Here is a 26,775-nt window from a genome sequence, read left to right on the forward strand (position 1 = left end):
AAAGTCATGATTTCTCTACTTGAGCTTCGCCACATCATTGAATGTGGGTTTCTGCCTCTGTCCTGTACCTGCACTGCGAATCCCGACGGATCGCTGATGATCAAAGTGTTTGATGCGTCGTCCGGACAAATAGAATTGTTGGTCACCGCTGTTTCAACGCAGACGCTCACGTCCAGCCGAGCGATTGCGGAGCTTATTGCGGAACTGCGCAGTGAAATGCTCAGTCGGTGCACGACGATTGCCAAGGATCAACAGGTGTCCGCCGTCAACGCGATCCAGCCTGGTTGAGGCATTGCGCGATATCAAACAGTCCGGCGATGAAGCGTTTGAACGTTGACATTCGGAATCATTGTCGATCACGAGAGTCAACCGACCAACACCGCATCGGACATGTGCCATGCCTCTTCCCGCCAACACCTTCTACGCTCGAGCATGGACGCGATTGATTCTGCGCTGATGGCGGCGCGCGCCCAGTTCGCGATCACCATCAGTTTTCACATCGTGCTGGCAGCGTTCACCATCGGTTTGGCCAACTTTCTGGTGGTGCTGGAAGCACTGTGGTTATGGCGCGGGCGCAGGATCTACCTGGACGTCTACCGTTACTGGCTAAAAGTGTTTGCCTTTAACGTCGCAATAGGCACGGCCTCGGGTCTGATTCTGGAGTACCAGTTCGGGCTCAATTGGTCGCGGCTGTCGACCCAGGCAGGGGACATCCTCGGCCCGTTAATGTTCTACGAAGTGCTGGCGGCATTTTTCCTGGAAGCTGGCTTCCTCGGCATCATGTTATTCGGTTTGAAAAAAGTCGGCCCACGCCTGCATTTTTTGGCGACCTGTGCGGTCGCCCTCGGCTCACTGATCAGCGCCTTCTGGATTTTGTCGGCCAATTCATGGATGCAGACACCCGCCGGTTACGCCATTGGCGCCGACGGTCGCTTCATTGCCGAGGATTGGTGGGCGATCATTTTCAATCCCTCGTTCCCCTACCGGTTTGCGCATATGACCCTGGCCACGTTGATCGGCAGCGCCACGCTGGTGGCCGGTGTCAGCGCCTGGCAGCTGTTACGTGAGTCCGAGAACCCGCGCGCTCGGCTGACCTACTCCATGGCGCTGTGGGTGATTGTGGTGCTCATGCCGCTGCAAATCCTGGTGGGCGATCTGCACGGTGAGCACAGTCTGAAAGTACAGCCACAAAAGGTCGCCGCCATCGAAGGCTCTTGGACGCGACCGGCGGAGGGTGCAGGGGAGCCGTTACGCTTGTTCGCTGTGCCCGACATGACTGAGCGGCGCAACCATTGGGAAGTGGCGATTCCGCGTATCGCGTCGCTGTACTTACGGCATGACCTGAGCGGCACCATCGCCGCCCTCGACGAATTCCCGCCGCAGGACATACCGCCCGTGCCCACGGTGTTCTTCGCTTTTCGGGTGATGGTCGGCCTGGGTCTGTTGATGCTGGGGCAGGGCTTGATCGGTGGGGTGTTGCGCTGGCGTCACCGCTTGTACACGGCGCGCTGGATGCTGCGAGGGAGTGTGTGGATGGCCCCGGCCGGATTCCTGGCGATGGTGAGTGGCTGGGTGGTGACCGAGGTCGGACGCCAACCCTTCACCGTCTATGGCTTGCTGCGCACGGCTGACAGCCTGTCTTCGGTGTCTCGGCAGCAGGTGGTCGGCGCGACATGGACCATCCTGGCGTTTTATCTGGTGATCTTCGGCGTGGGTCTCTGGGTCCTGCTGCGATTATTGCGTGAGCCGCCCCATGAGGGCGAGCCGGGGCCGCAACCCACGTTGGCCGACGAGACGGGTGAATCCTGAGGGCTTGAATCCATGGTGGACATTGACTGGATCACACTGCTTTCTGCCGCTGCCTTGGGGTTTTCGGTGCTCAACTATGTGCTCTTGGACGGTACTGATCTGGGTGTCGGCGTCCTGATGGGCCTGACCCGTTGCAGCCAGCATCGCCGCGCCATGGCGGTGACCATCTTGCCGATATGGGATGCCAATGAAACCTGGCTGGTGCTGGGCGGCGGTGGATTGCTGGCGTTGTTTCCGCTGGCTTACGCCATCCTGCTGCCAGCGCTTTATCTGCCGTTTATCGCGATGTTTCTGGCGTTGATTGTTCGTGCGTTAGCACTGGAATTTCGCGACTACTCGCCCAGCGCCAGGATCAAGCGCCTGGTCGATGGCTTGTTGCTGTGCGGTTCGTTGGTGGCCGGGATCACTCAGGGGGCCGTGTTGGGCACGCTGGTACAAGGCGTGCCTGATCGGGGCGGGCAGTACAGCGGGGACGGCTGGGAATGGTCGGGTCTGTTTCCACTGTATTGCGGGGTGGTGCTCGTCTCGGGCTACACGTGGTTGGGCGCCTGCTGGCTGTATTGGCGCACGGTAGACGACCTGCAACTTCGATCAGCTCGGCAGGCGCGGGCGCTGGCAATCGTGACGGTGGTGCTGTTGGCCGTGCTGGTGGTCTGGACAGCGACACTGAACATTCAATATGCGCATCGGCTTTCCCTTCGTGTTGTCTGGCTGCCGGCTGCCACGCTGCTGATTGCCCTGTTGATCGGCTTCACGTTGGGTTTTCGAAGCCGATGGCAGTCTCTGCCGCTGTTCGCCGCCTTGGGGATTTTCGTTGTGGCCTTCGCATTGATGGTCGCGGCGCTGTATCCGTTGATTGTCCCGCCGCAGCTGACCTTGCAAGCCGCTGCTTCGAGTCCGACCAGTCAGGTCTTCATGTTGGTCGGTTTCGCCGTGCTGATACCGGTGACGCTCATCTACAACACCTACGGCTTCAGCGTCTTCAGCGGAAAGGTTCGTGCCGCGGGTGATTGAGCAGTGACGCGCTGTCGTGCAGCAGGCGTTCTGTCAGGGCTCATCAGCCTCTGACATGGATCAAGGAAAATGACAGGAATTTCTTCATGGATCTGGCAATGGGGACTTCTATTGTTTTGTGAATGAGATAAGACCCACCGATCATCAAGGCGACCGTGCCCCATAGCAATAGGTGCGGGTTAACCGCCGGATAAACAATGTTAAAGATCATGAACCCGATCATTTGATGTAGCAGATAAAGTGGATACGTCAGCGCGCCTAATGCCGTCCAGTTCAAGGCGCCTATGGCCGAAGTTTTGTTCGTTGCGATCATAAGAAAAATTATGAAAAACAGGATGATCATGCTGCAGATGATCAGGTTGTTGTAGTCGGTCAAGTATTTGGTTTCGAGCACGTCGGCCCAGACAATGGCGGTGTAGCCGGCTAATACCAATGCGCCCACCAACAGGAACACTCGTGTGATGGTAAAGCCCTTGGTCCATATCACGTAGAACGTCGCACCCGCTATGAAATAGGCCGCGTAATCGGTCACTAATACCCAGCGCAGTTTTTCCATGACGAAGATTTCTGATACGGCAGAAATCAGCAGCCAGGCCACGAGGTAGGCCTCTATTTTTTCTATTTGTTTGAAGCCCAATAAAATGGAGATCATTAGATAGAATTTAATTTCTGCAAACAGAGACCAGTAAACCCCGTCTATCGGCAGCACACCCAGCGCGTCGCTGAGGAACGTCATGTTCATCACGTATTGATAAAAGTCAGCCGTATACCTGGGTTGCCCGATGGCCAGAGTGATGACAAAAGTGAGGGTGCAGCACACCCAGAAAGCCGGGCAGATGCGCACGACGCGGGATATGAAAAACGCTTTGAGATTATTGTTCGAAGCGGTCATCAGAATGACAAATCCGCTGATCATGAAAAACAGTTCGACCCCCAGATAACCGTATTTGGCAGGCTCAGCCAATAGGGGGTAGGGCATTGTGGACATGTCGCCCCTTGCATAGCCGCGAAACGCATAGTGAAAAATCACTACGGCGAGTGCAGCGAGAAAGCGCAGCAAATCCAACTCTTTCAGCCGGCGCTTGATCATGCATATGCGCTCCAGATTTTTGCGCTGATTAAAACTGACCACCCTGCCGATGAAAGTTGGCCTGGGGCGAACGCTCTCGCAGCAGTAGCGCCCCATGCACTTCAATTGAAGGAGCAATGCCTTCTTGCGTCGGCTATCACGCTTTCGGGATAACAGGTCGTATCAGCTCGATGGCCAGGCTGGCCCGCGATGCGATGGCGTCAGATAGGTAGTCGGCAGTGGCTGGCCGACGTTACTGCAGCTGCGAAGCAACCCAGGCTTGGTGCAAGGGCTATCGACTACGTTGCCACACCTTGACGTAGTCGACGCGGAAGGTGGAAGGCAGGTCAGCGTCGTCGACAACACCGAACCAATTCCACATGGCTTCACTGTCAAAGATGATCTGCATCGGAAAGAAGAAGTGCGTGTTCTTCGTTTCCCTGACCAGCACGCCATCGACGTACCAACGCAGGGTGTCGGGCTGCCAGTCGAAGCCGTAGACATGAAAGTCCTCTGCCAGGCGCCAGGGACTGATCCACACGCTGCCGTTGGCGATATGTTCGCTGCTTTGCGGCGTGGCCCAGAGGTGGGCGTTCATGTTGTATTTGCGGTCATGGGCGCTGTCTTTGGTCTTGCCACCGATTTCGAAGATGTCGATTTCGGTGGCGTTGTCCGCCATGCCCGTCCAGGCGAGCCAGAATGCGCTGGAACCTGCGGAGTTCATGGGTTTGGCCCGTGCTTCGTAATACCCGTAAAAACTGCGATCAATGGTACGAACCATGGCGGAGCTGTAGTCCTTGAAACCGAGCTTGACGTACTTCTGCGGCAAGGTTTCCTTGCGAAAGACAATGTTCAGGTTGCCATCGGCCAGGAAGGCATTGGCCGGCCTGAACAGCGCCGGTTTGCGGCCCAGGGATTCATTGCCTTGGGCATTGTTGACGTGCCAGCGCACGGAGTCGAGAACGTCGCCATTGAAGTCATCGGACAGTTTGCTGTCGAATATCCAGTTGCCGGCATTGGCCTGATCGGACAGGGGCAAGCCAGCGTCGCCGGGTTTCGGCAACTTGCCCAGCGGTCCGACCCGGGTCCAGGTATCGGCTTGCCGGGGAACGGTCACCGACCACTTGTTCGCCAGGTATTGATACGCCGCTTGTTGCTGCGCCAGGGAGGCAAACTGACGGTCGTACACCAGTATTTCCGCAATATCGCCTTTGAAGTTTTCGGCATTGCCGACCACGTTACGCCCGACTGCATAGGGGCCAATCGGCACGTCTTGAAGTTCGAGGACGGAAATGGTCGGCGCATACGCGTCTGACTGTTGCAGGCTGATGGCGAAATTCGGCAACACGTTATCGTTGTCGGCGGTCTGCGGGCGTGAGCTGAACAACCGTTGCCAGGGATCGACCGGGGCGTGTTCGGGCAAGCGCCGGGACACGATCAATACCGTCACAGGGCCGTTGGCCTTGCGGAGGGTGTTGCCGAGAAACCCGGAAACGCCACTGAAACGCACGACCGAATGACCGTTCAGCGCGTTGGCTATCCGCTCTGGCGCCGAGGCGGCACCGTCTACCGTGGCGTCATTGGCCTTGGCGGATTTGTCGCTCCAGCGCTGGAGCCGGTTCTGCGCATCCAGCGTCATGGTTGTCGCATCGGCCGCGTCCAGCCACAGCACCAGCCCGTTGGTGGGTACAGGGGAGGGCGTTTGTGCGGCGTTGCCAACCAGCGAAACCGACAGCAGCACTACCAGTAGGCATTCTTTAAACATCCGCATCATTTCACTTCAATCAGCGCCGGTACCTCGAAGGAAGACTGATACCCCAGCGGATTGCACGACTGCCACCGCCAGGTATCGATGATCATCTGTTCCAGGCCGCGTTGCGCGCGCCAACCCAGTTCACGTCCGGCCTTGCTCGGGTCGGCCCAGCATTTGGCAATGTCACCGAGACGGCGCGGGGCAAAGCGGTAGGGCACGGTGATGCCAGTAATGTCCTCGAAACTGTGGATGATTTGCAGCACGCTGTAGCCGATGCCGGTGCCGAGATTCCAGTAGTGGATGCCGTTGTGGTGCTGCAACACCTCCAACGCCTTGAGGTGTCCGTTGGCCAGGTCGACCACGTGAATGTAGTCGCGTACGCACGTCCCATCCACGGTGGGATAGTCGCAGCCGTACACCGTGAGTTCGGGAAGCCGCCCAATCGCAACCTGCGTCAGGCACGGCAACAGGTTGTTGGGGCGGCCGTGGGGATCCTCTCCGATCAGCCCGCTTTCATGGGCACCAATCGGATTGAAGTAACGCAACAGCGCGATGCTCCAGCGGGGATCAGCGTTGCACAGGTCAGTGAGCAACTCCTCGATCATGAGCTTGGTGCGGCCGTAGGGGTTAGCCGGTTTGCCGGTGCCGAAGTCTTCCAGGATCGGCGTCTGCACGGGGTCGCCGTACACCGTCGCCGAGGAACTGAACACCAGTTTGAACACCCCGTGATGCGCCATCGCCCGGCACAGGTTCAACGTCCCGCCGACGTTGTTGGTGTAATAATCCAGTGGCTTGAGCGTGCTTTCCTCAACCGATTTCAGGCTCGCAAAATGCACCACGGTATCGATGTCATACCGGCTGAAAATGTCGGCGAGCAAGCTCGAGTCGCAAATATCGCCATTGATGAAATCGATCCGCGTATGGGCCAGGTACTCAAGTCGCGCGATGCACTCTCGACAACTGTTGCACAGGTTGTCGAGCACCAGCACGTTATGGCCGGCATCGATGAGCGCCAGGGAAGTGTGGGAGCCAATGTAGCCGGCCCCGCCCGTAATCAACGTCGTTTTGCGCATGGTGGGTATTCCTGTCTCAGGACTGGATTCAGCGAGCAGTGAAAACCGTTTTGAATTCTTGCGGCCAGCGCGGGTGCAATACGCTGTAGGCCACGGCATAGGTCATTGCGCCAATGCCGATGTTGCAGATCAGGTGCAGATAGCCTTGAAGGCCCAGTTGCCCGGAAGCCACGATGACGGTCGCGGCCATGACGAGCGAGGCGACCACGCTGCGATAGTTGGATTCGAAAAACCGCCGCCACCCGTAACCGATCGCCGTGTTGAGTCCGCGGATTTGCAGCGGCGTGATGAGCAGCATCCGCGCCAGCAGGGCGAGCGCCGCGGCCATGCCGCCATAGAGGCTGCCGAAGCTATAGACCAGCGCCAGCGCCAGTAGCGTGGTTGCCACTTCGGCCTTGATGGTCAGGTGGCTGCGATTGACCGCGACCAGTGCAGTGGTGGCGTACATCGCCGTGTTGCCGATGGCCGCTGTGCACGCAAGCACTTGCAGCAGGGGAATGGCCTCGGTCCATTTGGCGCCGAAGATCAACAGGATCACGTCGTGCGCGGTGAGTGCGATGCCGATGAACAGGGGCGTCAGCAGGAAGCCACTGACGGCGGTCGAATCGCTGATGATCGCGAGCAACCGTGATTGATCGGCGCTGCGCCGGGCGAACGCCGGCAGCGCATAGCTGATCAGGCCGTGATAGATCGCCGTACGCGGCAGGTCGATGATACGCATCGCCATGTTGAACATGCCCACCGCGTTGGTGCCGGCCGTCATGCCCAGGACCACGTTGACCCCGCGCTGCAGCGTTTGCGAGCTGAGCGAGTTGATGGCAACCGGTGCGCCGGCCTTCAACAGTTCGCGCAAGAACGGCCCGTCAATATGAAAAGCAATGCGTCGCGGGTCGGCGCGCATCAACACAATGATGGAGACGAGTTCCATGATCACAGCCTGGGCAATGACCGCCCAAGCGCCCAAGCCCCACAGCGCGACAGCGATGCCGCCGACGCCGCCACACACTTTGCCCAGTAACGTGCGCGACGCCAGGGCCCTGAAGTTGCCGCTGCGGCGCATTTCTGCCACATAGACCCGCGCCATCATGGTGAACAGGATTTTCACCGAGGCCACCGCCGTCATCCATTGCAATACCGGGTCGGGCGTGTACAGAACCGCCGCGCCCGAGATGACAACGATGGACACCAGGCTGACGAGCACCGCCGCCCAGAAGGCCGTGCTGATGTGCTTGTCCTCCAGCCGCTCAAGTCGAACCAGCGGGTCCTCCAGCACCGATGAGTAAACCAGGCCGATCAACTCGATGATCGCAATGATCACCGTGCCCACGCCCAACTCTGCGGGCGACAGCAGCCGGGCATACGCGACAAAGGTAATCATCGACAGGAAAATAAGGCCGAATTTCTCGGTGAAGATCCAGATCAATGTCACCAGACGGTGATTGGCCATGGTGGATACCGGTTCAATGAGCGGTGGTGGATGCAGCGGCCTTGCGCCATGTCTTGGCGCACGCATAGAGGTAGCGCAAGGTCGGTTTGCCACTGTCGAAGATCAGCGCTTGCCAGGAACAGTCGAGCATTCGCCGGTACACGCCGATCACCTCGGCATGCTCGCCTTTGCGGGAAAACGCATTGAGAAAGTCGGTGTGGTTGCCCAGCACGAAATCGATCCGTTGCTGCTTGCTCAGCTGCTCGCCATAGCGGGCCAGGTACACGTCGATGAACCTGAGTTTGTTCGGGTAGTACTTTTTTGGGTTTGCGGTCATGTTGCCGGCGTTGACCGTGCGCTCCAGCAGCACCTCCGGCACCGTGTGGACCTCCCAGTGTTCGGCGATCCGGGTCCACATGTAGCGGTCTTCGGAGTAACGCAGGCTGGCATCGAAGCCGCCGAGTTGCATGATCACGTCGCGCTTGACCAGCGCTGTGGATACGCCATTGACGACGTTTTCGTGGATGAAATCGTAGAAATGCCGGCCGCTCTTGCGATGGTTGTCCAGTTGCTGCCTGCCGTCGCTGTAATTGACTTGCGTGTAGCAGTCGATCAGCCCCACCGGCCGTCCCTGACGAGTGAGTTCGTCATACAGGGCCAGTTGCAGCTCCAGCTTTCGCGGGCGCCATTGGTCATCGGCATCGAGCATTCCCACAAACGTCTCTTCGGAGTGCCGCATTCCGTGGTTGCGCGCGCTGGCCTGGCCTTCGTTGGCCTGATGCAACAGCGTCAGGCGAAACGGCGCGACGAAGTCTCTGACCCGTTGTGGTCCGTCATCGGTGGAGCCATCGTCGATGACGATGACGTGATCGGGCAGCCGGGTTTGCTCGGCCAGCGACGCCAGTGTTTGCTCAATGCTGTCGGCGCCGTTGTACATTGGGATCACGACGCACACGGTATGCGGTAAAGAGGGGGCTTGATCTGACACGGGTATTTCTCCTTTTATTACGCCTGGGCAGAGTCGCGCGTTGATGCCCTGCCAGACGGACGCTGACGCAGAGGGGCAGGGGACAACTCGGGGAATGTCACGTGGTGATGCCGGAAAGACAGGGCCAGGGTGCAGAACACCAGAAACTCGGCGGAGCGGTAGTTAGGGATCACATAGGCCACATAATTGGTGACAACGAACATGCCGATGATTACCAGCGCGCTGGCGCGAAACTGCGCCGCCTGGTTCGCCGTCACAGCGCGGTATTGTTTGAACAGCGCTTCGCCCATCAGCAAGGCCAGCGCTATCAACTGGACAATGCCGCCGTTGAGCAGGGTTTCCATATAGCCGCTGTGGGCGTTGCCGATGTAACCCCAACGCCTGATGAACACATCGGCGTCGGGACTGGCCCAGAAGGCGCCGAAGCCGTACCCCTTGAGCCATTGTTGGTCGACAAACGGTGCGAGCAGCTCCCAGATCATCGTGCGGTCCGTCAGCGACGGATCGCGCCCGGCCATCTCCAGCAGCACCGCAAGTTGGTTGTAGATCAACAGGCAAACCAGCAGGAACACCAGCGTGCAACCGAAGAACAGCCACTGCGAGCGGTTCATGCGCAAGCGGATCAGGGTCAGGAAATACCAGTAGCTCACCGTGCCGGAAACGATCAAGGCCACGCCGGTCGCCGACTGGGCGAGAAAAACCGCGACCAGCGAAAAAAACGAGCAGAAGAGAGCCCAGCGATTGCGCTGGCGAATCATCGGCAGCAACAGCAGGATGGCGATTGCGTTGAGCCGTGCGCCAGCGTTTTTCTCGCTGAAAATCCCCTTGAATGCGCCGTCGCGAATGCCACCGGCAATGAACGCGACGTTGGGCATGACCACCGCGAGTATCAAGCCGATGAGTGCTGCCGCGCCAATGGCACAGCCGAGCATGAAGGTGATTTTTTCGAGGCTGTAGTTGTAGGCGATGAAGCCGGCGAAAAACACCACACTGATCATCGCGACAAACCGTTTGAGGCTTAACATCGGGTCGTGCGACCAGCCGATCGACGCTAACACGCAAAACAGGAACACCAGCAGAAAGAAGTTGTTCCGATAAAAGCTTTTGCTGAGGAACACCTTGTTGCGGATGAAGAAAAACAACGGCACCAGCAGGGTAATCAGGCCGCAGACCTGGTTGGCCACGTTGCCTTCAAGGTCCTTATCAATGTCGTCAAAATTCGCTGTTCCGCCCAGCCCCAGGAAAAACGTAATCACCTGGATGTAGAACAGCACGCCGAACAAGGTGAAGGCGTCGCGTAACGTGGAATACCTGATCTCCAGCGTGTTCATGGCGATGGACTCCCAAGCAACGCGGCGAGGTAGGTCTTCACCGCGCTGGCATTGATGAAACGGGCGGCGGCATCGATTCGGGCCTGGCGGTGCAGATCCCGTGGTGTGGACAGTTGCAGGGCGATTGCCTGCGCCAGCGCGATCGGGTCGTCGACGGCCACCAGCGGTGCGACGAGGCCGTCCATGAGGATGTCTTGCGGGCCATGGGGGCATCGGGTCGACACCACCGGCGTGCCGGTGGACAAGGCTTCCACCAACGCGTTGGGACTGCCCTCGAAACGCGACGACAACACGTAGCAGCTGGCCGCGGCGACCTCAGCCCTCGGATCACGGGTATAGCCCGGCAGATCGAAGCGATCAGCCACACCCAGTGTGCGTGCCTGGTCAAGCAATCGAGTCCTGAGCGGGCCTTCGCCAAAGATGATCAGACGGGCGCTGCGATCCGCTAACGCAGCGAACGCGGTGAGCAGGGTGTCGAAGCCTTTTTGCGGCGCCAGGCGACCCACGGCGACAATCACCGGGCACGACTTCTCCAGCAGCCAGCGGTGACTTGGCAGCCCGGGCGTCTGGTCGCGAAAGTCGTTGTCGAGGACCGGATTGTCGGCAATGGTCACATCCCGGTGCCGCGCAATGGTGGTGTCGACCAGGTCCTGGGCGACGCCTCGCGAGACGCAGATCACCGGATTGGGAATCAGCCGATACAGCAGCGGCGCCACCAGGTACGCCACCCGCGCCATGAAGTCGGGGTTGACGTACTTGTCGTGGGAAAACGCGTTGCGCTCGCTGACGTGCAGCCGCGCCAGCGTTCCCGACAGCGCAGCAGCGGCGATCGCGACCACGTTGACGTGAGTGAGCGCAGCCAGTTGGGCGTCGAAGCGATTGGCCCGCAAAAAACGTGCAAGTGCCGGCACCGCGCGTGAGCTGCGCGGGCTTTGCAGTTCAACCTTCTTTACGCGCGGGTCGAGGTGCGCCGCGTTGATGCCGCCGCCGGTGAGCATCAGCAATGTCACGTCATTGCCCGCGTCCACCAGTGCGCCGGCGAGGCGCGCCATCATCTTTTCAGCCCCGCCCGCGCCGAGGTCATGCAGGATAATCAGCAGCTTTTTCATTGGTTCCATACCTGGTAGTACGCTTGCGCGGCGTACTGGCTGGTATACGGGTGGATGGCCTCGGTGAGCATTTTTGCGCTGGGCGCCACGTAACCCTGTGACGTCAGGCTTTGCAGCATTCCACTCGCCAGCGCGGGGACGTCGTTGACGGCGACCAGTTGGCCCAGTCGCCCGTTGTCCAGCAATTCCCTGGGCCCGGTCTCGCAGTCGCACGCCAATATGGGCGTGCCCAGCGCCAGTGCCTCGATCAGCACGGTCGGCATGCCTTCCTGCACCGAACTCAAAATGAACAGCTTTGCCTGCCTGAGCAGTGGATAGGGATTACTCAGGAAACCGGTGAAATGCACCCGGTGCGCGACGCCCAGGCGCTGTGCCTGAGCGGTCAGCGCGCCAAGCAACGGGCCGTCGCCGACGATCACCAGATCGGGCAACGCTGCGCTGCGCAGCGCCAAGGCATAGGCATCGAGCAACAGATCAAAGCCCTTGGGTTCGACCAAACGGCCCAGGCTCAACCAGTAGTCGTTGGGCAATCCGTCGAGCAGCGGCGCGTGTGAGGCTTGCAGCAGTTGGTCAGTGACGACGGCGTTGGGGCAATAACGGATGCGCCGCTGACCCCACGGCATTAAATCGACGAGGGCCTGGCGCAGGGCCGTGGAGACCGTCACGACCTTGCCGTTGCCGCAGAGGTACAAGCTGTAGAGCAGGCGCAGGCTTGAGGGGCCGGTGTTCTGTTCAGTGCAATCAAGTGTCGCGTGGCGGCTATAGATGACTTTGCAGGCACTGCCCAAGGTGGCGAACCAGGTGCAGAGATTGGCCTGCTCCTTGGCCGAGATGAGGTGGGTGACGCCCTCACGGCGAATGAGCCGGCGCAGCAGAACGATGGATTTGAGCAGGCCGACGATGCCGCTGCCGCCGCCGTTGAGGTGTTGCACACCGTCGGTGTCGGGCCTGTCGCCATTCATGACGAAGAAGCTCACACGCCGGCCGTCCTTGAGAAATTGCTCGGACAACCGTTGCTGGACGCGCTCGACACCGCCGCCCGGCTTGAAATCCTTGAGGATAAACAGGATGTGCATGTCATTCCCCCACGCTGATGGCGACTTTGTGCCGGGCGAGCATGGCTAACAGGTGCAAAAAGTTGCTTGGATAGTCGATGAGGTAGCGTTTGATCGTATGGGGCTCGCGATACATTCGATAAAACGCGCGCAAATGCAGGCGATTGATCAAGGCCGGGTAGTAATTTCGCGTGGCCGTGGCTTCCTGGCGAATGAACCCGCCACACGTGAAGGCGACACCGCCGAAGCCCGCGCGCAGCGTGTCTTGCTCGAACTGCTCTTGCCGACCGGCGCCCAGGCCCACGATCAGGATGTCCGCCTGGCTGCGGCAAATGTCGGCCCGAATGCCCTCGGCCTGCGACGCATCGAAGTAGCCGTTGTGCGAGCCGGCGATGCTCAGCCGCGGATAGCGTGCCTTGATCTTGCTGAGGAACTGCTCCAGTTCAACCTGCCGGGCGCCGACGAAATACACGCGCTTGCCCTGTTGCTCGGCACCGCTGAGTACCAGGTCGGCAATCGATGTGAAGTCGAAGCTGACCCGGCCGATCGTTCGGCCCGTCACGCGCGACATGAACGCCGACATCAACATGCCGTCGCAAAAATAGGCGACGGTGCTGGGCGTCTGCTCGAAAAAACTGCCGATCGACGCAAAGTTAATGAAGGAATAAGCCTGGTTGGCATCCAGCAGTTTCGGTGAGTAATGCCTGACTATTTCCAGCCTGATCATGGCGCGACACCTTTCAGAGGACCGAGTGGGTCCGCCGGCCCACGGAGAGGTAGGTAAAGCCGCGTTGGCTCATACGCTGCGGATCGAACAGATTGCGTCCATCAAAAATCAGCGGTTGCCTGAGCTGCTGCCTGAGCAGGTCAAAGTCCGGCACGCGAAAGGATTGCCACTCGGTGACGATGACCAGTGCGTCGGCATTTTTCAGCGCTGCTTCCTTGGTGCCCGCCAGGGTCAGGTCATCACGCGAGCCATACAGGCGCTGGGCCTCTTCCATGGCTTTCGGGTCGAACGCCTGGACGCTGGCGCCGGCGTGCCACAAGGCTTCCATCAAGACCCGGCTGGGGGCTTCGCGCATGTCGTCGGTGTTCGGTTTGAAACTCAACCCCCACAAGGCAAAGGTCTTGCCGCGAAGGGCACCGTCGAAGTGCTGGAAAATTTTGTTGAACAGGCTGGCTTTCTGTTCGTGGTTGCGCGCCTCGACGGCCTTGAGCACCCGGGCATCGATATCGACGTGGGTGGCGGCCTGTATCAGCGCCCTCACGTCTTTGGGAAAGCACGAGCCGCCGTAGCCCAGTCCCGGGTAGATAAATTGATAACCGATGCGCGGATCCGAGCCGATGCCAAGGCGTACTTTCTCGATATCGGCGCCGAGTTTTTCGGCGAGGCAGGCCATTTCGTTCATGAAGCTGATCTTGGTCGCCAACATGCAGTTGGCCGCGTACTTGGTCAGCTCGGCGCTGCGCACGTCCATGACGATGATTTTTTCGCGGTTGCGATTGAACGGCTCGTACAGTTCGCGCATGACCGCTTCGGCGCGCGGGCTGTCGGTGCCGATGATGATCCGGTCCGGGCGCATGCAGTCTTCCACTGCGCAGCCTTCCTTGAGAAATTCCGGATTGGAGACCACGTCGAACGTGAGATCGCGGCGATCGTTGTCGGCCAAAACCTGCTCGATGCGCGCCCGCACCACGTCACCGGTGCCGACCGGCACGGTGGATTTGTCGACGATGACGTGGTGCCGGTCCATGTTCAGCGCGATGGTTTGCGCCACGCTCAACACGTAGGTGAGGTCCGCCGAACCGTCTTCGTCAGGCGGCGTACCGACGGCAATCAACAGCACATCGCCGTGGTGGACAGCGCTGGCCAGGTCCGTGTCGAACCGCAGGCGTCCACTCTGGTAATTATCGCGGACGAGGCTTTTCAGGCCAGGCTCGTAGAGGGGCAACGTGCCTTCCTTCAATGCCTCGACCTTGGCAGCGTCGACATCGACACACAGCACAGAGTGGCCGACCTCGGCCAGTGCGGCGCCTTGGACAAGGCCGACATAACCAATACCGAATACGCTCACATTCATGGTCAACCCTCGGGTCGTCGTGACAGTGATCAGCGATGGGACGGGGTGTCAGTAGATGTTTTTCGAGAACAACGTGAAGGGGGTCTTGATCAGGATTTTGATGTCGAGCCACAGCGACCAATGGTTGATGTAGTGGAGGTCCTGAGCGACGCGCAGCTGCATCTTTTCGACCGTCTCGGTTTCGCCGCGATGCCCGGTGATCTGGGCCAAACCGGTAATGCCCGGTTTGAGGCGATGGCGAGCCATGTAGGCGTGCACTTTTCCGGTGTAGTAAATGTTGTGCGTGACGGCATGCGGGCGCGGGCCGACCAGGGCCATTTGGCCGAACAGGACGTTGAACAGCTGTGGCAACTCGTCGATGGAGCTGCGGCGCAGGAAGCGTCCAAGCGGTGTGACGCGATCGTCTTCTCGCGTGGCCTGGCGCACTTCACTGTCGTCGTGGAGGCGCATCGATCGAAACTTCCAGACGCTGATCACTTCACCGTTGCAACCGTGTCGATTTTGCTTGAACAGCACCGGGCCGGAGGAACTGAGCTTGACGGCCGCCGCCACCACCAGCAGCAACGGGCTAAGCAGAATGATCGCCATTGCGGCCAGGCTGCGTTCCAGCAGGTCCTTGCAAAACAGGCTGGCGGGATGAGAGCTGAGCAGGCTTTCATTGAGGTAGATGGCCGGCATGCGCTCGATTTCCGAGATCGAATGGTTGAGCAGCACCATGCTGCCGAAATCCGGGATCCACACCACGTCCACGTTCATGTCCAGCAGGTCGATGTACAACGCTTCGATGACTGAGGCATGCGCCATGGGCAGGACGATGTAGACGCGGCGCACTTCCAGGCGGGTGATGATTTCGCGGATCGAGTCGACGTGGCCCAGCAGCGGCAAAATACTGGGGGCCGGGCCGCTGTTGTCCGCTTCGGCAATAAAACCCAGCACCAGCGCACGGTTCGGTCTGCAGAGTTTTTTCGCCAGCTCATGGGCGGTCGGGCAGGTGCCGATGATCACCGAGCGACGCTCGTTGCAGACCATCCGCGAGTGCAGGCGGGCGAAGTAATGCAGGGGCAGAAAACTGATGGCCTGGACCACGTAGCCCAGCACCGCCCAGATCATCATCACCTGGCGCGAATAAATCGCACTGGTCTGGGTGATGAAGGCAATAGCCGCCAGCACGGCCAGCAAAATCAACCAACCGGCCAGCAACCTGGCGAGCCCGACCAACAGGCCATGGCGCTTGTGATAGACCTGCATCACGCTGTAAATCGGCACTGAGCCGAGCACAGTCAGAATGATCAAGATGCGGTAATCGCTGGTCAGGCTGCCGACACGCCAATAGACGAGCAACATCAGCAGCGAAGTGACCAGCGTCAGCGCACACAGCCATTGGCCCCAGAACGTCAGGCCTCGGCGGTGTGCCATCTGAGCGGTATAGATCGGAGTCATGGGCTTGACCTCAAGGCAGACGTTATGAATTGGCGCTGACGGGCAGACACGGCGTGGCTCCCGCAGGCTTTTCCCTGGCTCGGCAGAGGTGAAGCAGCGTGTTGTGAGGATGTGATGGCAGAAAGAGGTGTAGCGACAGTCAGGTGCGCGGGGCGTTACCGAGGCGCGAAGTCGTAGTTATAAAGCGTCTTGGAATGGTGATAGCCGTACTTGCGCGCCTTGCGCAGGTCGACCTGGTTGAGCACGGTACCAAACACCGATACATGGCTCTGCTGCAACATGGCAATGCCCCTTTGCACTTGGCTGATCGGCGTGCTGTCGGCCTTGACCACGTAGATCACCGCATCCGAATGCTGGGCCAGCAACAGCGCGTCGCTGATCATTTCGGCGGGTGGTGAATCGATAATGATGTGGCGGTAACGCGACTTGAGCGCGTCCAGCATGCGCGCCATGCGCGGTGAACTCAGCAGATCCTGCGGCGGAGGTTGGCGGGCCGGGTTAAGCGGGTCGGCAGGGGAAGGCAGGCGCGGCGCGTCGAACAGATCCAGTGAAGGAGGCGTGACCTTGCCGGCCGGTATCATGTCCAGATTGCCCACCGAAACGATGCAGTCTTCGAGTCTGGCCGTGCCGGCAATGACATTGGCGAGTCCCGGGCTGTCAGGCGGAAAATCGAAGTTCAGCGAAAGGGTTGGCTGGCGCATGTCGGCGTCGATCAGCAGCACCCGTTCCAGCGACGAGAGCGAACTGGCCAGGTTGTTGGCAATGGTGCTTTTGCCCTCTCCGGCAACGGTCGACGTCACCAGTACCACCTGCGACGGCATATCACTGCTTTGCAACATCAGCCAGGTGCGCAGGTTGCGAATGGTCTCGGAAAAATGCGGGTTGTCGTTGTCTTCGAACAAGCGCGCCAATTGCCGCCGGCTTTTCTTCCTCACTAGCGGTACGACGCTGAGCAGAGGAATGTTCAGCGCGCTTTCGATCGTCTCGTCGGTTTTGAAGGTGTTGCTCAGGCTGTCGAAGAGCAACGCCAACGCTACGCCGATGACCGCAGCGATCATCCCGACGATCGCCACAATCAGTGTTTTACGCGGCTTGCTTGCTTCAGTCGGGACAATGGCGGGGTCGACGATGCGCACTTTGGTCGAGTCCATGTCGGCGGTCGCCGCCGTTTCTTTCAAGCGGGTGACGAAGGTTTCATACAGCGCGCGAGTGCTGTCGACCTCACGCTGGAACTCGCGCAACTGGAACTCTTTGCGAGCAATGTCCTGGATCTGCGCCTTGTTGTTGTTGAACGATTGGCGCAACGAGGCTTCACTGGCCGAGGCGAGTTGGTATTGCCGCTCGATACCGGCCACCACTTGCTGCACCTGCAGTTGCAGGCTGGTGGTGGCTGCGCGCAATTCGGACTGCGCGGAAATCAGGCTGGGATGTTTGGGACCATAGCGCCCCGCCAGTTCATCAACCTTGGCCTGGGCCTTGGCCAGGTCGGCCTGAAATTGCTGGACCAATGGGTTACTCAAGACCGCTGGCACGCTGGAAAGCCGGCTCAAGTCGCCGTTGCCCAGGGACTTCGCCTGCCGGTACTGGCTCTCGGCTTCAGCGCGGTTACGACGGGCGTCGACCATGCGATTGCCGGTCATTTCCAGTTCGTTGGCGCTGATGGTGGCGACGCCTCCAACGTCGACCAGACCTTGCTCTTCCCGGTAGCCCTGAAGTTTTTTCTCGGCCACGCGCAGGTTGTCGCGCAGTTTGATCAGTCGTGTGTTCATCCACGCGGTGGTGGTTTGCGAGGACTTTTCGCTGGTGTCCAGTTGGCTGTCGGTAAAGCCCTGGGCCAAGGCGTTGGCTGCCGCTGCCGCCAGCGCCGGGTCCGGCAGCTCGACCTCGATTTCGAGCAATTGGCTCTTGCCGACAAATTTGACGCTGGTGTGCAGCATCAGGTTCTGCGTGACCTGATTGAAGACGTCTTCTTCAGTCGGTGTTTCTTTCACCGGCGACAACAGCGGCAGGCCCGGTAGCCATTGATCAAGGTCGAGGCCAAGGTAATCGTCAAGGTCCGCCAGCCACTTGCGCGGCGTGAACCAGGGCGCCGGTTGCTGGCGCGGGTCGGTGATCGGGTTAGTCGTCAGACCGAGTTTGGTCACCGCGCGTTCGGCAAGGTCCCGCGATTGCAGGAGTGCTTGTTGTGTCTGCAAGTACTCGGTGGCGTTGCTGCCCGAATCCTTGACTTGCTGGAAGGACATCAGCGGTGGTGTCTTGTCGTTGAACAGCAACGTGGTGCTGCCGATGTATTGCGGGGTAATGGCCGAGACGGCAACGGCTGCCAGCACGCAGCACAACAGGACCATCCACCCGATGTTCCATTTCGCGCGCCAGATCACCCTCCAGAGTTTTAGGAGGTCAATGGTGTCCTTGTCTTCGCTGTACGGCTGATGCACATGCGTTTGCAGAGGACGTTCGACGTAGGTGCTAGGGCTGTTGTCCATGATCAGAAAAACCCTTGTGCAATGGAAATGGTGTCGCCGGGGGCAATCGTGGTAGTTCGTGTGACGGTATCGGTCAGGGTCGGGCCGCCATCGCCGCGCACGATGGTCACGCGTTTGATCGACGCTCGCTCGGTCAGGCCACCGCCCAAGGCGATGGCCTTCTCCAGTGTCAGGCCGGGCACGAAGGGGTAGCTGCCGGGTTTTTGCACTTCGCCGTTGATGTAGAACGAACGGTATTCGATCTGGCTCAGACTGACTTTGGGGTCGATCAGGTAGCCTTGTTTAAGTCCGTCGACGATGATCTTTTCGACCTGGTTGGGGGTGAGTCCCTTGGCGGAAATCTCTCCCAGAAACGGGTAGGAAAAGGTGCCGGCATCGCTGAGGCGGATCTTTTTCATGCTCAGCTCCGGCTCACCAAACACGATGATGCGCAAGACATCGCCAGCGGCCAGTTTGTATTGGGTGCCGGGGTCTGCTGCATACGTATGGGGTATAAACGCCAGGGTGAATAACAAGCCAAGAGTGTGTGCGTTCATATCGAAACCCTCTTGCTAAAGGCTTACGTTGAAGCTGATCTGGAAAACGTTGCGGGTGAAACTTTCATCGTCGGCATCGGAATTGTTATCGCGGTAGCGATAGCCAAGTTCGATATCCAGCCACCGACGCATCGCGTAGATCACCGCCAGGTTGTAATCCTGGAAGTCGTCCGTGCGGCTCTGGCCTTCGTAGACATAACGACCGAGCCCGGCCTTTGCCACCGTGGTGATGCGTTCGGTCCAGCCATGGCGCCAACCGACCTGGGTGAAGGTCGACTTCACGGCATCGGCGCCATCGTCGCCTTCGGCCAGGGCTTGGCGGGCCAGGAAGGTAAACGTGGAGTAAGTTCGTGGTTTCCACTGCAGATCGACCTGCCAGGTGGGGTTGTTGAGGTCTTTGGATTCGCTGTTATCGAAGTTCTTTCGTTCATAACCGATGCGCACTTTACCGGTCGTACGTGCGGTGACATCCCACACGGCACCGGCGAGCACCGCATCAGATTTACTACTGCGCAAACTGTCGGATTGCTTGTAGTCAAAAATCGTGTGGTCGTATTCCAGCAGGCTGCGCGTGTTACTGCCGACACGGTGGTACCAGGTGGAGGTCAGGCCGGTGGTATTACGTTCTTTGTCGTCGTTGATACCGTCAGCGTTGTCGTAGCGCAGTTGCGCGTAATTGGCACCGAACGCCAGTTGGTTGTCAGCGGTTTTGGCGCCATAGGTGTAGAGGCCGCCCACCCGTTTATTGTTGATCTTGTCATTGACGCCTTCGACCGCTGTCGATTCCGTACGCTCGTATTTACGGTATTCAGCGTCGAGCTCCAGACGATGTCGGTCGGTGAACTCCATGATGCTGTCCGCCAGCACGCGTTGCGATGTGTACGAGGCATCCGACTCGCTGTGATAGATGTAGCGAGTGGGCTGCCAGATCAGTCGTGTGGCGCTGTTGCGATCTTCGGCCTTGAGTGCGAAGGAGGGCGCCAGCTTGGTGATCATCGAGGACTGAACGTTGTTCTCCAGTTCCCGGAAGTTATCGTCATAGCTTTCCGTCAGCATGAAAGTAGGTACGAAATCGAACCCATAAACATCGATTGGCTGGGGATCAATGCTCCAGGCCACCCCCGGGTATAAAGAGGCCATGATCAGTGCAATAGGGCAGCGTGACATCAAGGCCATATCTTTAGCTCCTTGGGGTAAGCATCGTCAGATGACTAGATAGTTGTTTGAATCGAGGATTGCTGTCGTTCGAGATTGCTCAATGGCACACAGACAGCGTGTTCCCGATTCAGAAACTGTAGCAGGATCATGACGCGCTCAGTCCCTTGCGAAGAAATGAAAATACCCTCCAGTGTCGACAAGGGCCCTCCAACGATGCGCAAGTGTTCGCCGGGCTTCAGGGGTTCATCGATGGGCGATTCGGATGACTCAATACAGCGCGCACGCAGGTGCTCGATGACGTTCTCGGACACCGTCGCAGGACCATGATTGAATTCGACAATACGACTGACGCCGCGCGTGGAGCGTATGGGCGCCCAGTTGTCGTTACCGCCAAGATGGATGAACAGATACCCTGGGAACAGAGAATCTCGCACCCTGTGTGCTTTGCCGCGAATCACGCGCTCACTCACGAATTGAGGGTGAAACACGACATAGTTCTGTTGCACCAGGTTGACGTGGGCACGTTCATCCTGGTGAGGCTTGCATTGCAGAAGGTACCAACTGCTTCGGTCGGAGCTGATTGCTGGCATGCTGGTAAACTCCGTAAGTTTCGAAAGTTTAAGCAGGCAGAGGATTAATTGGATCCAGGAAGTGATGTAGCCAAGCGCGTTATTGTTTTAAAGCGGTTGCGTCAGTGTGTCTCATAGTTGAATCAGGTGTTGCGCGGGTGAAACATATAACAGTGAATTTCGTTATATCTGACAGCGTGTCGGGTATAACCATCGAGCACTTTGATTTAGGCAAAGCTACCGCACGGTCCGTACCAAAGGCCGTTAAAAAAACAAGTTGTTCACAAGTTGTCTGAAGAACAGCGCACAACGAGCAATGCGCACTCGTCGCCTGTTCAAAAAGACCGTTTTAGTTATCGACCACTCTTGGCGGCGTGTCAAACGTTCCCTGTCAAAAAGCATGCCTTTTATCCAATAGTAAATACCTCGCATTCTAACTGTTTGTATTTTATAGATATTGTTTTTCCGTCGAACGGCTTAAACTTTTTAAAACTTTTATAGTCGTGCTCTGGGGAGATAATCCTGAGACCATTCCCCATTAGTGGGGCTTGTTAAGGAGTCTGGCAACCTGACATTACAACGCTATAACTTACGGCCGGGTGGCGGGCAATGGAGCAGGGCACTGTCCCCGCTCTTATGACGGACATTGCAACGGGTCATCGGGCATTACACGGTCCAACCGCAGTGCTGGGGAGACCTTGAAGTAGTCGATATCGACAACCTCAAGAAACACTGTTTGGATATCGAGTACGTGCGATTAAAAAGCTAAGCTTGCTATACACTTTCTCTTTTCAGTCAATGGATGTCGCAGTCTATTCCCGGCAGTGACTGCGATCAGAAGAGCGATGTTTGGCGGATTCCTTGAGCCGAGATGTTCCATCGTTTCCTGGCTTATCGCACACTCAAAAATCCGCCTTCAACCGGTATTGAACAGCTCGCGGATCAGGTTGGGCGTGCTGCCGGTCCAGCGCTTGAAGGAGCGCCGGAAGTTGGCCGCATCGTTGAACCTCAAGTAGTCCGCCACTTCTTCGTTACTGAATCCCTTGATCTGATACAGGTACAGCGCCACGTGCTTGCGCACCAGATCCACCTGCTGTTGAAAGCCTGTGTCGTGTTTTTGCAGTTTGCGCTTGAGCGTGGCGGGGCTCATGGCGAAGGCCTGGGCCGCCTGTTCAAGGTTCGGGGCTTGGCGCACATGGGTTTGCAGGTAACGGTAAACACAGTCGATGAAGCTTGAGGCAAAACCCAATTGTTCGATTTGTCGGTGAGCTTCCTGACGGGCGACCTGGCCCGCGGTGGCCGAGGCGTCGGGCCAGGATTGGGCGAGAAATTCCCGGGGGATGCGCATCAGGTCCAGCGGGCGGTTGAACTGTGTGTGCTCGCCCAGGTGCACCCAGTACTGCTCGACATAACGCGGTTCGGCATGGCTGAAGCTGCATTCCCACGGCAGGCGTTGGCCACTCTGTGAGCGGCTCATGGCCACAATCGAAGTCATGCTGGCCTCCAGCAAAAAACGCCATTGCTCGCCCGCGCCGCAGCTGTCCAGCCAGTAGAAATAGGCGTGTTTTTCATCCAGCACCAGGCGCGGCGCGGCCAATGGGCTGAGCAATGCCTGTTGCTGCACCAGGGTGTCGAGGGCCTGGTGCAGGTTTTGCGCGTGGCGCAGGGCGTGGCTGGCGGGGCCGTAATGCCCCGGGAGCAAGCGTTGGCCGAACAAAAAACTGCTGTCGTCGGCATCCAGCAAACGCCGGCTGTTGCCGATCAATCCGAGAAACTGCTGCGGGCTGAGACGCGTCTGGCCGGCCAGAATGTCCTCATGAAACAGGCCGGTCCCGCGCAGCAGGCGATGGCTGTCAATGTCTCGCGACAGCGCCAGATCAATCAGGGTCGCGGGTTGGTAATGCCCGGGAATGAAACGGCTGTCGGTTTCGAACCAGGTGTTTTTCAGGGTCATGAGCAGGCCTCAGGCAGTTTTTGCCAAGGGCTGTTTGGCCCGGGCCAGTGCCAGGTTGAGGCGTTTGAGCAGGGCATCCGGCGTTTCATCCACGGCCATGACCACCGCAGTAGCGGCCGACAGGTGAATGCGCTCGCCGTGTTGTCGGGTTTTGTGGGCCAGGCCCTGAACGGCCTGTTGCAGTTCCAGCGCCAGCAGGCGTGCCTGGCTCTCGCCGGTGTTGGGCAGCAACACCACGAATCGGTCGCCGGCCAGTCGGCAGAGCAGGTCCTGGCGGCGCAGGTTGAGCAGCAGTAAATGACTGAGCGCCTGCAACACGGCATCGCCTTCGGCATGCCCGAAGGCCTGATTGATCGCCGCGAAGTTATCGACGTCCAGCACCAGCAATGACAAGGGTTGCGCCTGGCCTTGGCTGTCTTCGAGGCTGGTGATCAACTGGCGCTTGAGGTAATCGGCACCGCCCAATGGCGTGAGTTTGTCGAACAGCCGGTGTTCGCGAAAAAGCTTTTCGCGCTTCTCCATCTGCGCGCTGATCGCCAGTTGTTCGCGGTGCCAGTGATAGATGCCGAGGGTCAGCAGAATCATGCCCACCGGCATCGGCCCGGACTCCAGCCAGTGGTCCCAGGTGATGCTGTCGGGCAGGCGGATGAACTCGTCGAGGCTGTCGATCCACCAGGAGAAAAAGATGCAACTCAAGCCCAGCGCCAGGTAGTTAGTGACGCGCCCTGCCGGGCGACTCTTGAGCACCAGCCCCAGCCAGACCAGCGCAAGCAGCGCGGAGCCACCTTCGCCGACGATGTCCAGCCAGACCCATTCGCTGACGCTTTTCAACTCACCGCAGGCCAGGTGCAGCAGCAATCCCATGTTCGCCGCCAACAGCAGCAAGGCGAGTTTCCAACGATGGGGTTTGAGCACTGAGAACATGGCCGTGATCCTTTGGCGAAGAGGTATTGCGCGTCAGCACAGCAGATGTTTATGACAGCGGGGTGACTGGGCGGTGAGGTCGAATCAGCTCACGGCCCTGCGCAGTTTTCCCCCGAAAACCCCCGCACTCCCTGTAGCAGCTGCCGAAGGCTGCGTTCGGCTGCGCAGCAGTCGTCAATCCAGCCGACGCGGTCTGCCTGATGCACCGCGTGCTCCGGGTTTACGACTGCTGCGCAGCCGAACGCAGCCTTCGGCAGCTGCTACAGGGAATGCGTGATGGCTGGTGACGGGTCAAATCAGCTCAGTTTGCCTCGCAATCCCGGCAAAACCCCGGTTTAAAGCGCTCCCTTCCAACCGTTGTCACAGGACTGTCATCCGCCGAACCTAGCGTGCCCTTCCAGTTGCCGGGCCACTTGCCTGGCGTTATCGGACTCTGGGGAGGACCACCATGTACCAGCGCAGCAGTACCGCCGGGATCGTCAGCTTTACGCTCACCGCCTTGGCCATGGCGATGGCCAGCGAGCGCCTGAGCGCCGCCGAGACCGCACCCAACACTGAACACGTCGAAGTGGTCGGGCAGGCGGCGAGCATTGATCAAGCGCTGAAGGAACAGCGCAATTCCGACAGTATCAAGAGCGTGGTGCATGCCGACGGCGTGGCTCAACTGCCGGACGAAAACGTCGCCGAAGCGGTGCAGCGATTACCGGGCGTCAGTGTCGAGCGTGATCAGGGCGAAGGGCGGTTTGTCAGCGTGCGCGGCCTGGGGCCGGACCTTAACAGCGTGACCATCAACGGCACGCTGGTGCCGTCGCCGGAAAGCGAACGCCGCGCCGTGGCCCTCGATGTTTTGCCGGCAGAACTGGTGCAATCCTTGTCGGTGATCAAGACCCTGACCCCGGACATGGACGCCAACTCGCTGGGCGGCACTGTTGATGTGCAGAGCCTCTCGGCCTTCGATCACACGGGGCTGTTCTTCACCGGCAGCAGCGAGGCCAGCTATGACCAGAACACCCACCAGACCAGCCCGAAGTTTTCCGGCGCGGCCAGTGACCGTTTCAGCCTCGGCGACGGCATCGACAACTTTGGTGTCGCCGCCGCGCTGAGCTGGCAGAAGCGCGACTTCGGTTCGGACAACGTCGAAACCGGCGGTGCCTGGGATTTCCAGCAGGGCGCTAAACTCGAGGAGTTCGAGCAACGGGACTACGACATCAGCCGCGAACGCACCGGCGGCGGCCTGAACTTCGATTACAAGCCCGACGACCTCAGCAGCTATTACCTGCGCACGCTCTACAGCCGCTACAAGGACAGTGAAACGCGCAACTCCACTAGCTTCGAATTTGCCGACCCACAGGCTGCGGGCGAACTGGGCGATGCCGAAGGTTCGCGCAAACTCAAGCAGCGCGAAGAGACCCAGGAAATCCAGTCCTACGTGCTCGGCGGCGAGCGTATGTTCGGCCTCTGGACCCTCAGCGGCCAGGCCGGTTACAGCCGCTCCAGCGAGGACAGTCCGGGCCACATCGCCAATGCCGAATTCGCCGGTATTGATGACTTCACGGACACAGGTTTCTACGACAACGACAAGCCACGGCCGATCATTGGCCAAGCCTTCTATGACCCGAGCAATTTCAGCCTCGACAAAGTCGACTGGGAAAAACAGAAAACCACCGACACCGAGAAAAACCTGCGCCTGGACCTCGCTCGCGACTACGACTTCAAAGGCTATGCGTCCCAGGTCAAGTTCGGCGGCAAGGTCAGCCGGCGCAACAAGGACAACAACCTCGATGCCTGGGTCTATGAAGATTTCGACGACCTGGGTTTCAGTGATGACCAACTAAATCTGACGCAATTCAAGAAGGGCACTGTCGACTACCGTCTCGGCCAGTTCGGGCCGGGTATCAGTGGCAGTGCGGTCAAGCAGTTGATCGGCGGCCTCAATCAAGCGGACTTCTATGACGAGACCGAATCGCGGGTCAACGACTTCAAGATCAGCGAGGACATCAACGCCGGCTACCTGATGAACACCCTGGATATCGATGACTGGCGCTTCATCGCCGGCCTGCGCTACGAGGGCACCGAGTTCGAAGCCAAGGGCACTGGTGTCACCGATGGCGAGTTCCAGTCCACCGAGACCAAGCGCCGTTATCACCACTGGTTGCCGGGGCTGCATGCGCGCTATCAGCTGGACAAGAACACTCAGGTGCGCGCGGCCTGGACCAAGTCCGTGGTGCGCCCGACCTTCGGCCAACTGGCGCCGGGGTTTGTCATCGACGATGACGAAGCGACCTTCGGCAACCCGGATCTCAAGCCGCTGGAATCGAGCAACCTCGACCTCGGCATCGAACACTACATGGGCCGCGCCGGCACCGTCTCGGCGTTCGTGTTCTACAAAGACATCAAGAATTTCGTCTACAACACCGACCTCGCCGGCACCGGTGCCTGGGTCGATTTCACCGAGGCTCACACGTTCGCCAACGGCGACAGCGCCAAGCTGTATGGCCTGGAACTGGCGTACTCGCAGAAATTCGACTGGCTGCCCGCGCCCTGGAACGGCCTGCTGATTGGCGCCAACACGACGTTCAGCCGCTCGGATGCCGAGATCAAAGGCTTCGACGCTGCTAGTGGCGTCAACCGTAAACGCAGCATCGATTTGCCCAATCAGTCCGACACGGTCGGCAACCTGATGCTCGGTTGGGAAGACGACAAGCTGAGCCTGCGCCTGTCGGCCAACTACAAGTCGGATTACCTCTTTGAGTTGGCCTCGATCGACGACAAGGCCCACGACCTGCACGTCGACTCCCAGACCTTTGTCGACTTCAGCGCGCGTTACTCGCTGACCAAGAACCTGCAAGTCAGCTTTGAGGCGCAGAACCTCACCGATGAACCGTATTTCGTTTACACCGGCCACCGTTCCTACAACGGCCAGTACGAAGAATACGGCCCGACCTACAAAGTCGGCCTGACCTTCACCCACTTCTAAGCCCCGATGCCGCTGCCCCACGA

Annotated in this window: 21 protein-coding genes; 4 read left to right on the top strand and 17 right to left on the bottom strand. The window is 59.1% G+C overall.

The window, feature by feature from the left end:
• The first annotated feature begins 6 nt into the window (after positions 1-6).
• The 3 genes from ACIPL2_RS18950 (at position 7) to cydB (ending at position 2,823) form a co-directional block, all read left to right on the top strand.
• Positions 7-288 (top strand): DUF1652 domain-containing protein, encoded by a 282-nt coding sequence (locus ACIPL2_RS18950; protein ID WP_401358533.1) that lies wholly within the window; start codon positions 7-9, stop codon positions 286-288.
• Between the two features lie 144 nt (positions 289-432).
• Positions 433-1,809 (top strand): cytochrome ubiquinol oxidase subunit I, encoded by a 1,377-nt coding sequence (locus ACIPL2_RS18955; RefSeq protein WP_401358535.1) that lies wholly within the window; start codon positions 433-435, stop codon positions 1,807-1,809.
• Between the two features lie 12 nt (positions 1,810-1,821).
• A complete protein-coding gene (gene cydB, locus ACIPL2_RS18960; protein WP_401358537.1) occupies positions 1,822-2,823 on the top strand; it encodes a cytochrome d ubiquinol oxidase subunit II in 1,002 nt (333 codons plus the stop codon).
• Positions 2,824-2,866: 43 nt separating this feature from the next.
• On the opposite strand, the gene ACIPL2_RS18965 is transcribed toward cydB, so the two are convergent.
• The 17 genes from ACIPL2_RS18965 to ACIPL2_RS19045 form a co-directional block, all read right to left on the bottom strand.
• Entirely contained in the window at positions 2,867-3,913 is a 1,047-nt protein-coding gene (locus ACIPL2_RS18965) for an acyltransferase family protein (protein WP_401358539.1), read from the bottom strand.
• Positions 3,914-4,184: 271 nt separating this feature from the next.
• Positions 4,185-5,666 (bottom strand): family 16 glycosylhydrolase, encoded by a 1,482-nt coding sequence (locus tag ACIPL2_RS18970; protein ID WP_401358540.1) that lies wholly within the window; start codon positions 5,664-5,666, stop codon positions 4,185-4,187.
• Positions 5,663-6,718: a UDP-glucose 4-epimerase GalE gene (gene galE / locus ACIPL2_RS18975; RefSeq protein ID WP_401358542.1), complete on the bottom strand. Its 1,056-nt coding sequence runs from the start codon at positions 6,716-6,718 to the stop codon at positions 5,663-5,665. The genes ACIPL2_RS18970 and galE overlap by 4 nt, the downstream gene beginning before the upstream one ends.
• A 28-nt stretch (positions 6,719-6,746) precedes the next feature.
• On the bottom strand, positions 6,747-8,165 hold the full coding sequence (locus ACIPL2_RS18980; RefSeq protein ID WP_401358544.1) for an oligosaccharide flippase family protein: 1,419 nt from the start codon (positions 8,163-8,165) through the stop codon (positions 6,747-6,749).
• Between the two features lie 13 nt (positions 8,166-8,178).
• Entirely contained in the window at positions 8,179-9,132 is a 954-nt protein-coding gene (locus ACIPL2_RS18985; RefSeq protein WP_401358545.1) for a glycosyltransferase family 2 protein, read from the bottom strand.
• A gap of 17 nt (positions 9,133-9,149) precedes the next feature.
• The gene (locus ACIPL2_RS18990) at positions 9,150-10,463 is read right to left on the bottom strand and encodes an O-antigen ligase family protein (RefSeq protein WP_401358546.1); all 1,314 of its coding nucleotides are present in this window, start codon (positions 10,461-10,463) and stop codon (positions 9,150-9,152) included.
• Entirely contained in the window at positions 10,460-11,572 is a 1,113-nt protein-coding gene (locus ACIPL2_RS18995; RefSeq protein ID WP_401358547.1) for a glycosyltransferase, read from the bottom strand. The genes ACIPL2_RS18990 and ACIPL2_RS18995 overlap by 4 nt, the downstream gene beginning before the upstream one ends.
• Positions 11,569-12,648 carry a glycosyltransferase gene (locus tag ACIPL2_RS19000; protein ID WP_401358548.1) on the bottom strand — a complete coding sequence of 360 codons (1,080 nt, stop codon included), beginning with the start codon at positions 12,646-12,648 and terminating at the stop codon, positions 11,569-11,571. The genes ACIPL2_RS18995 and ACIPL2_RS19000 overlap by 4 nt, the downstream gene beginning before the upstream one ends.
• A 1-nt stretch (position 12,649) precedes the next feature.
• Complete coding sequence (locus ACIPL2_RS19005; protein ID WP_401358549.1) at positions 12,650-13,354, bottom strand: WecB/TagA/CpsF family glycosyltransferase; 705 nt, start codon at positions 13,352-13,354, stop codon at positions 12,650-12,652.
• A gap of 13 nt (positions 13,355-13,367) precedes the next feature.
• Complete coding sequence (locus tag ACIPL2_RS19010; protein WP_401358551.1) at positions 13,368-14,708, bottom strand: UDP-glucose dehydrogenase family protein; 1,341 nt, start codon at positions 14,706-14,708, stop codon at positions 13,368-13,370.
• A 48-nt stretch (positions 14,709-14,756) separates the two neighbouring features.
• On the bottom strand, positions 14,757-16,148 hold the full coding sequence (locus ACIPL2_RS19015) for an undecaprenyl-phosphate glucose phosphotransferase (RefSeq protein ID WP_401358552.1): 1,392 nt from the start codon (positions 16,146-16,148) through the stop codon (positions 14,757-14,759).
• Positions 16,149-16,303: 155 nt separating this feature from the next.
• Positions 16,304-18,634, bottom strand: a complete 2,331-nt coding sequence (locus tag ACIPL2_RS19020) for a GumC family protein (protein ID WP_401358554.1) — start codon at positions 18,632-18,634, stop codon at positions 16,304-16,306.
• A 2-nt stretch (positions 18,635-18,636) separates the two neighbouring features.
• The gene (locus ACIPL2_RS19025) at positions 18,637-19,170 is read right to left on the bottom strand and encodes a polysaccharide biosynthesis/export family protein (RefSeq protein ID WP_401358555.1); all 534 of its coding nucleotides are present in this window, start codon (positions 19,168-19,170) and stop codon (positions 18,637-18,639) included.
• Positions 19,171-19,185: 15 nt separating this feature from the next.
• The gene (locus ACIPL2_RS19030) at positions 19,186-20,346 is read right to left on the bottom strand and encodes an outer membrane beta-barrel protein (protein ID WP_401358557.1); all 1,161 of its coding nucleotides are present in this window, start codon (positions 20,344-20,346) and stop codon (positions 19,186-19,188) included.
• 35 nt (positions 20,347-20,381) lie between these two features.
• Positions 20,382-20,918, bottom strand: coding sequence for a transcription/translation regulatory transformer protein RfaH (gene rfaH / locus ACIPL2_RS19035; protein WP_401358558.1), 537 nt, complete (start codon positions 20,916-20,918; stop codon positions 20,382-20,384).
• 895 nt (positions 20,919-21,813) lie between these two features.
• Entirely contained in the window at positions 21,814-22,851 is a 1,038-nt protein-coding gene (locus tag ACIPL2_RS19040) for an AraC family transcriptional regulator ligand-binding domain-containing protein (RefSeq protein ID WP_401358560.1), read from the bottom strand.
• Between the two features lie 9 nt (positions 22,852-22,860).
• Positions 22,861-23,775 carry a GGDEF domain-containing protein gene (locus tag ACIPL2_RS19045; RefSeq protein ID WP_401358561.1) on the bottom strand — a complete coding sequence of 305 codons (915 nt, stop codon included), beginning with the start codon at positions 23,773-23,775 and terminating at the stop codon, positions 22,861-22,863.
• A gap of 448 nt (positions 23,776-24,223) precedes the next feature.
• On the opposite strand from ACIPL2_RS19045, the gene ACIPL2_RS19050 reads away from it, so the two are divergent.
• Positions 24,224-26,752 (top strand): TonB-dependent receptor, encoded by a 2,529-nt coding sequence (locus ACIPL2_RS19050; protein WP_401358562.1) that lies wholly within the window; start codon positions 24,224-24,226, stop codon positions 26,750-26,752.
• Positions 26,753-26,775 lie beyond the last annotated feature (23 nt).

Origin of the sequence: Pseudomonas sp. NPDC086251, assembly GCF_044746405.1 — a bacterium.
Lineage (GTDB): Bacteria > Pseudomonadota > Gammaproteobacteria > Pseudomonadales > Pseudomonadaceae > Aquipseudomonas.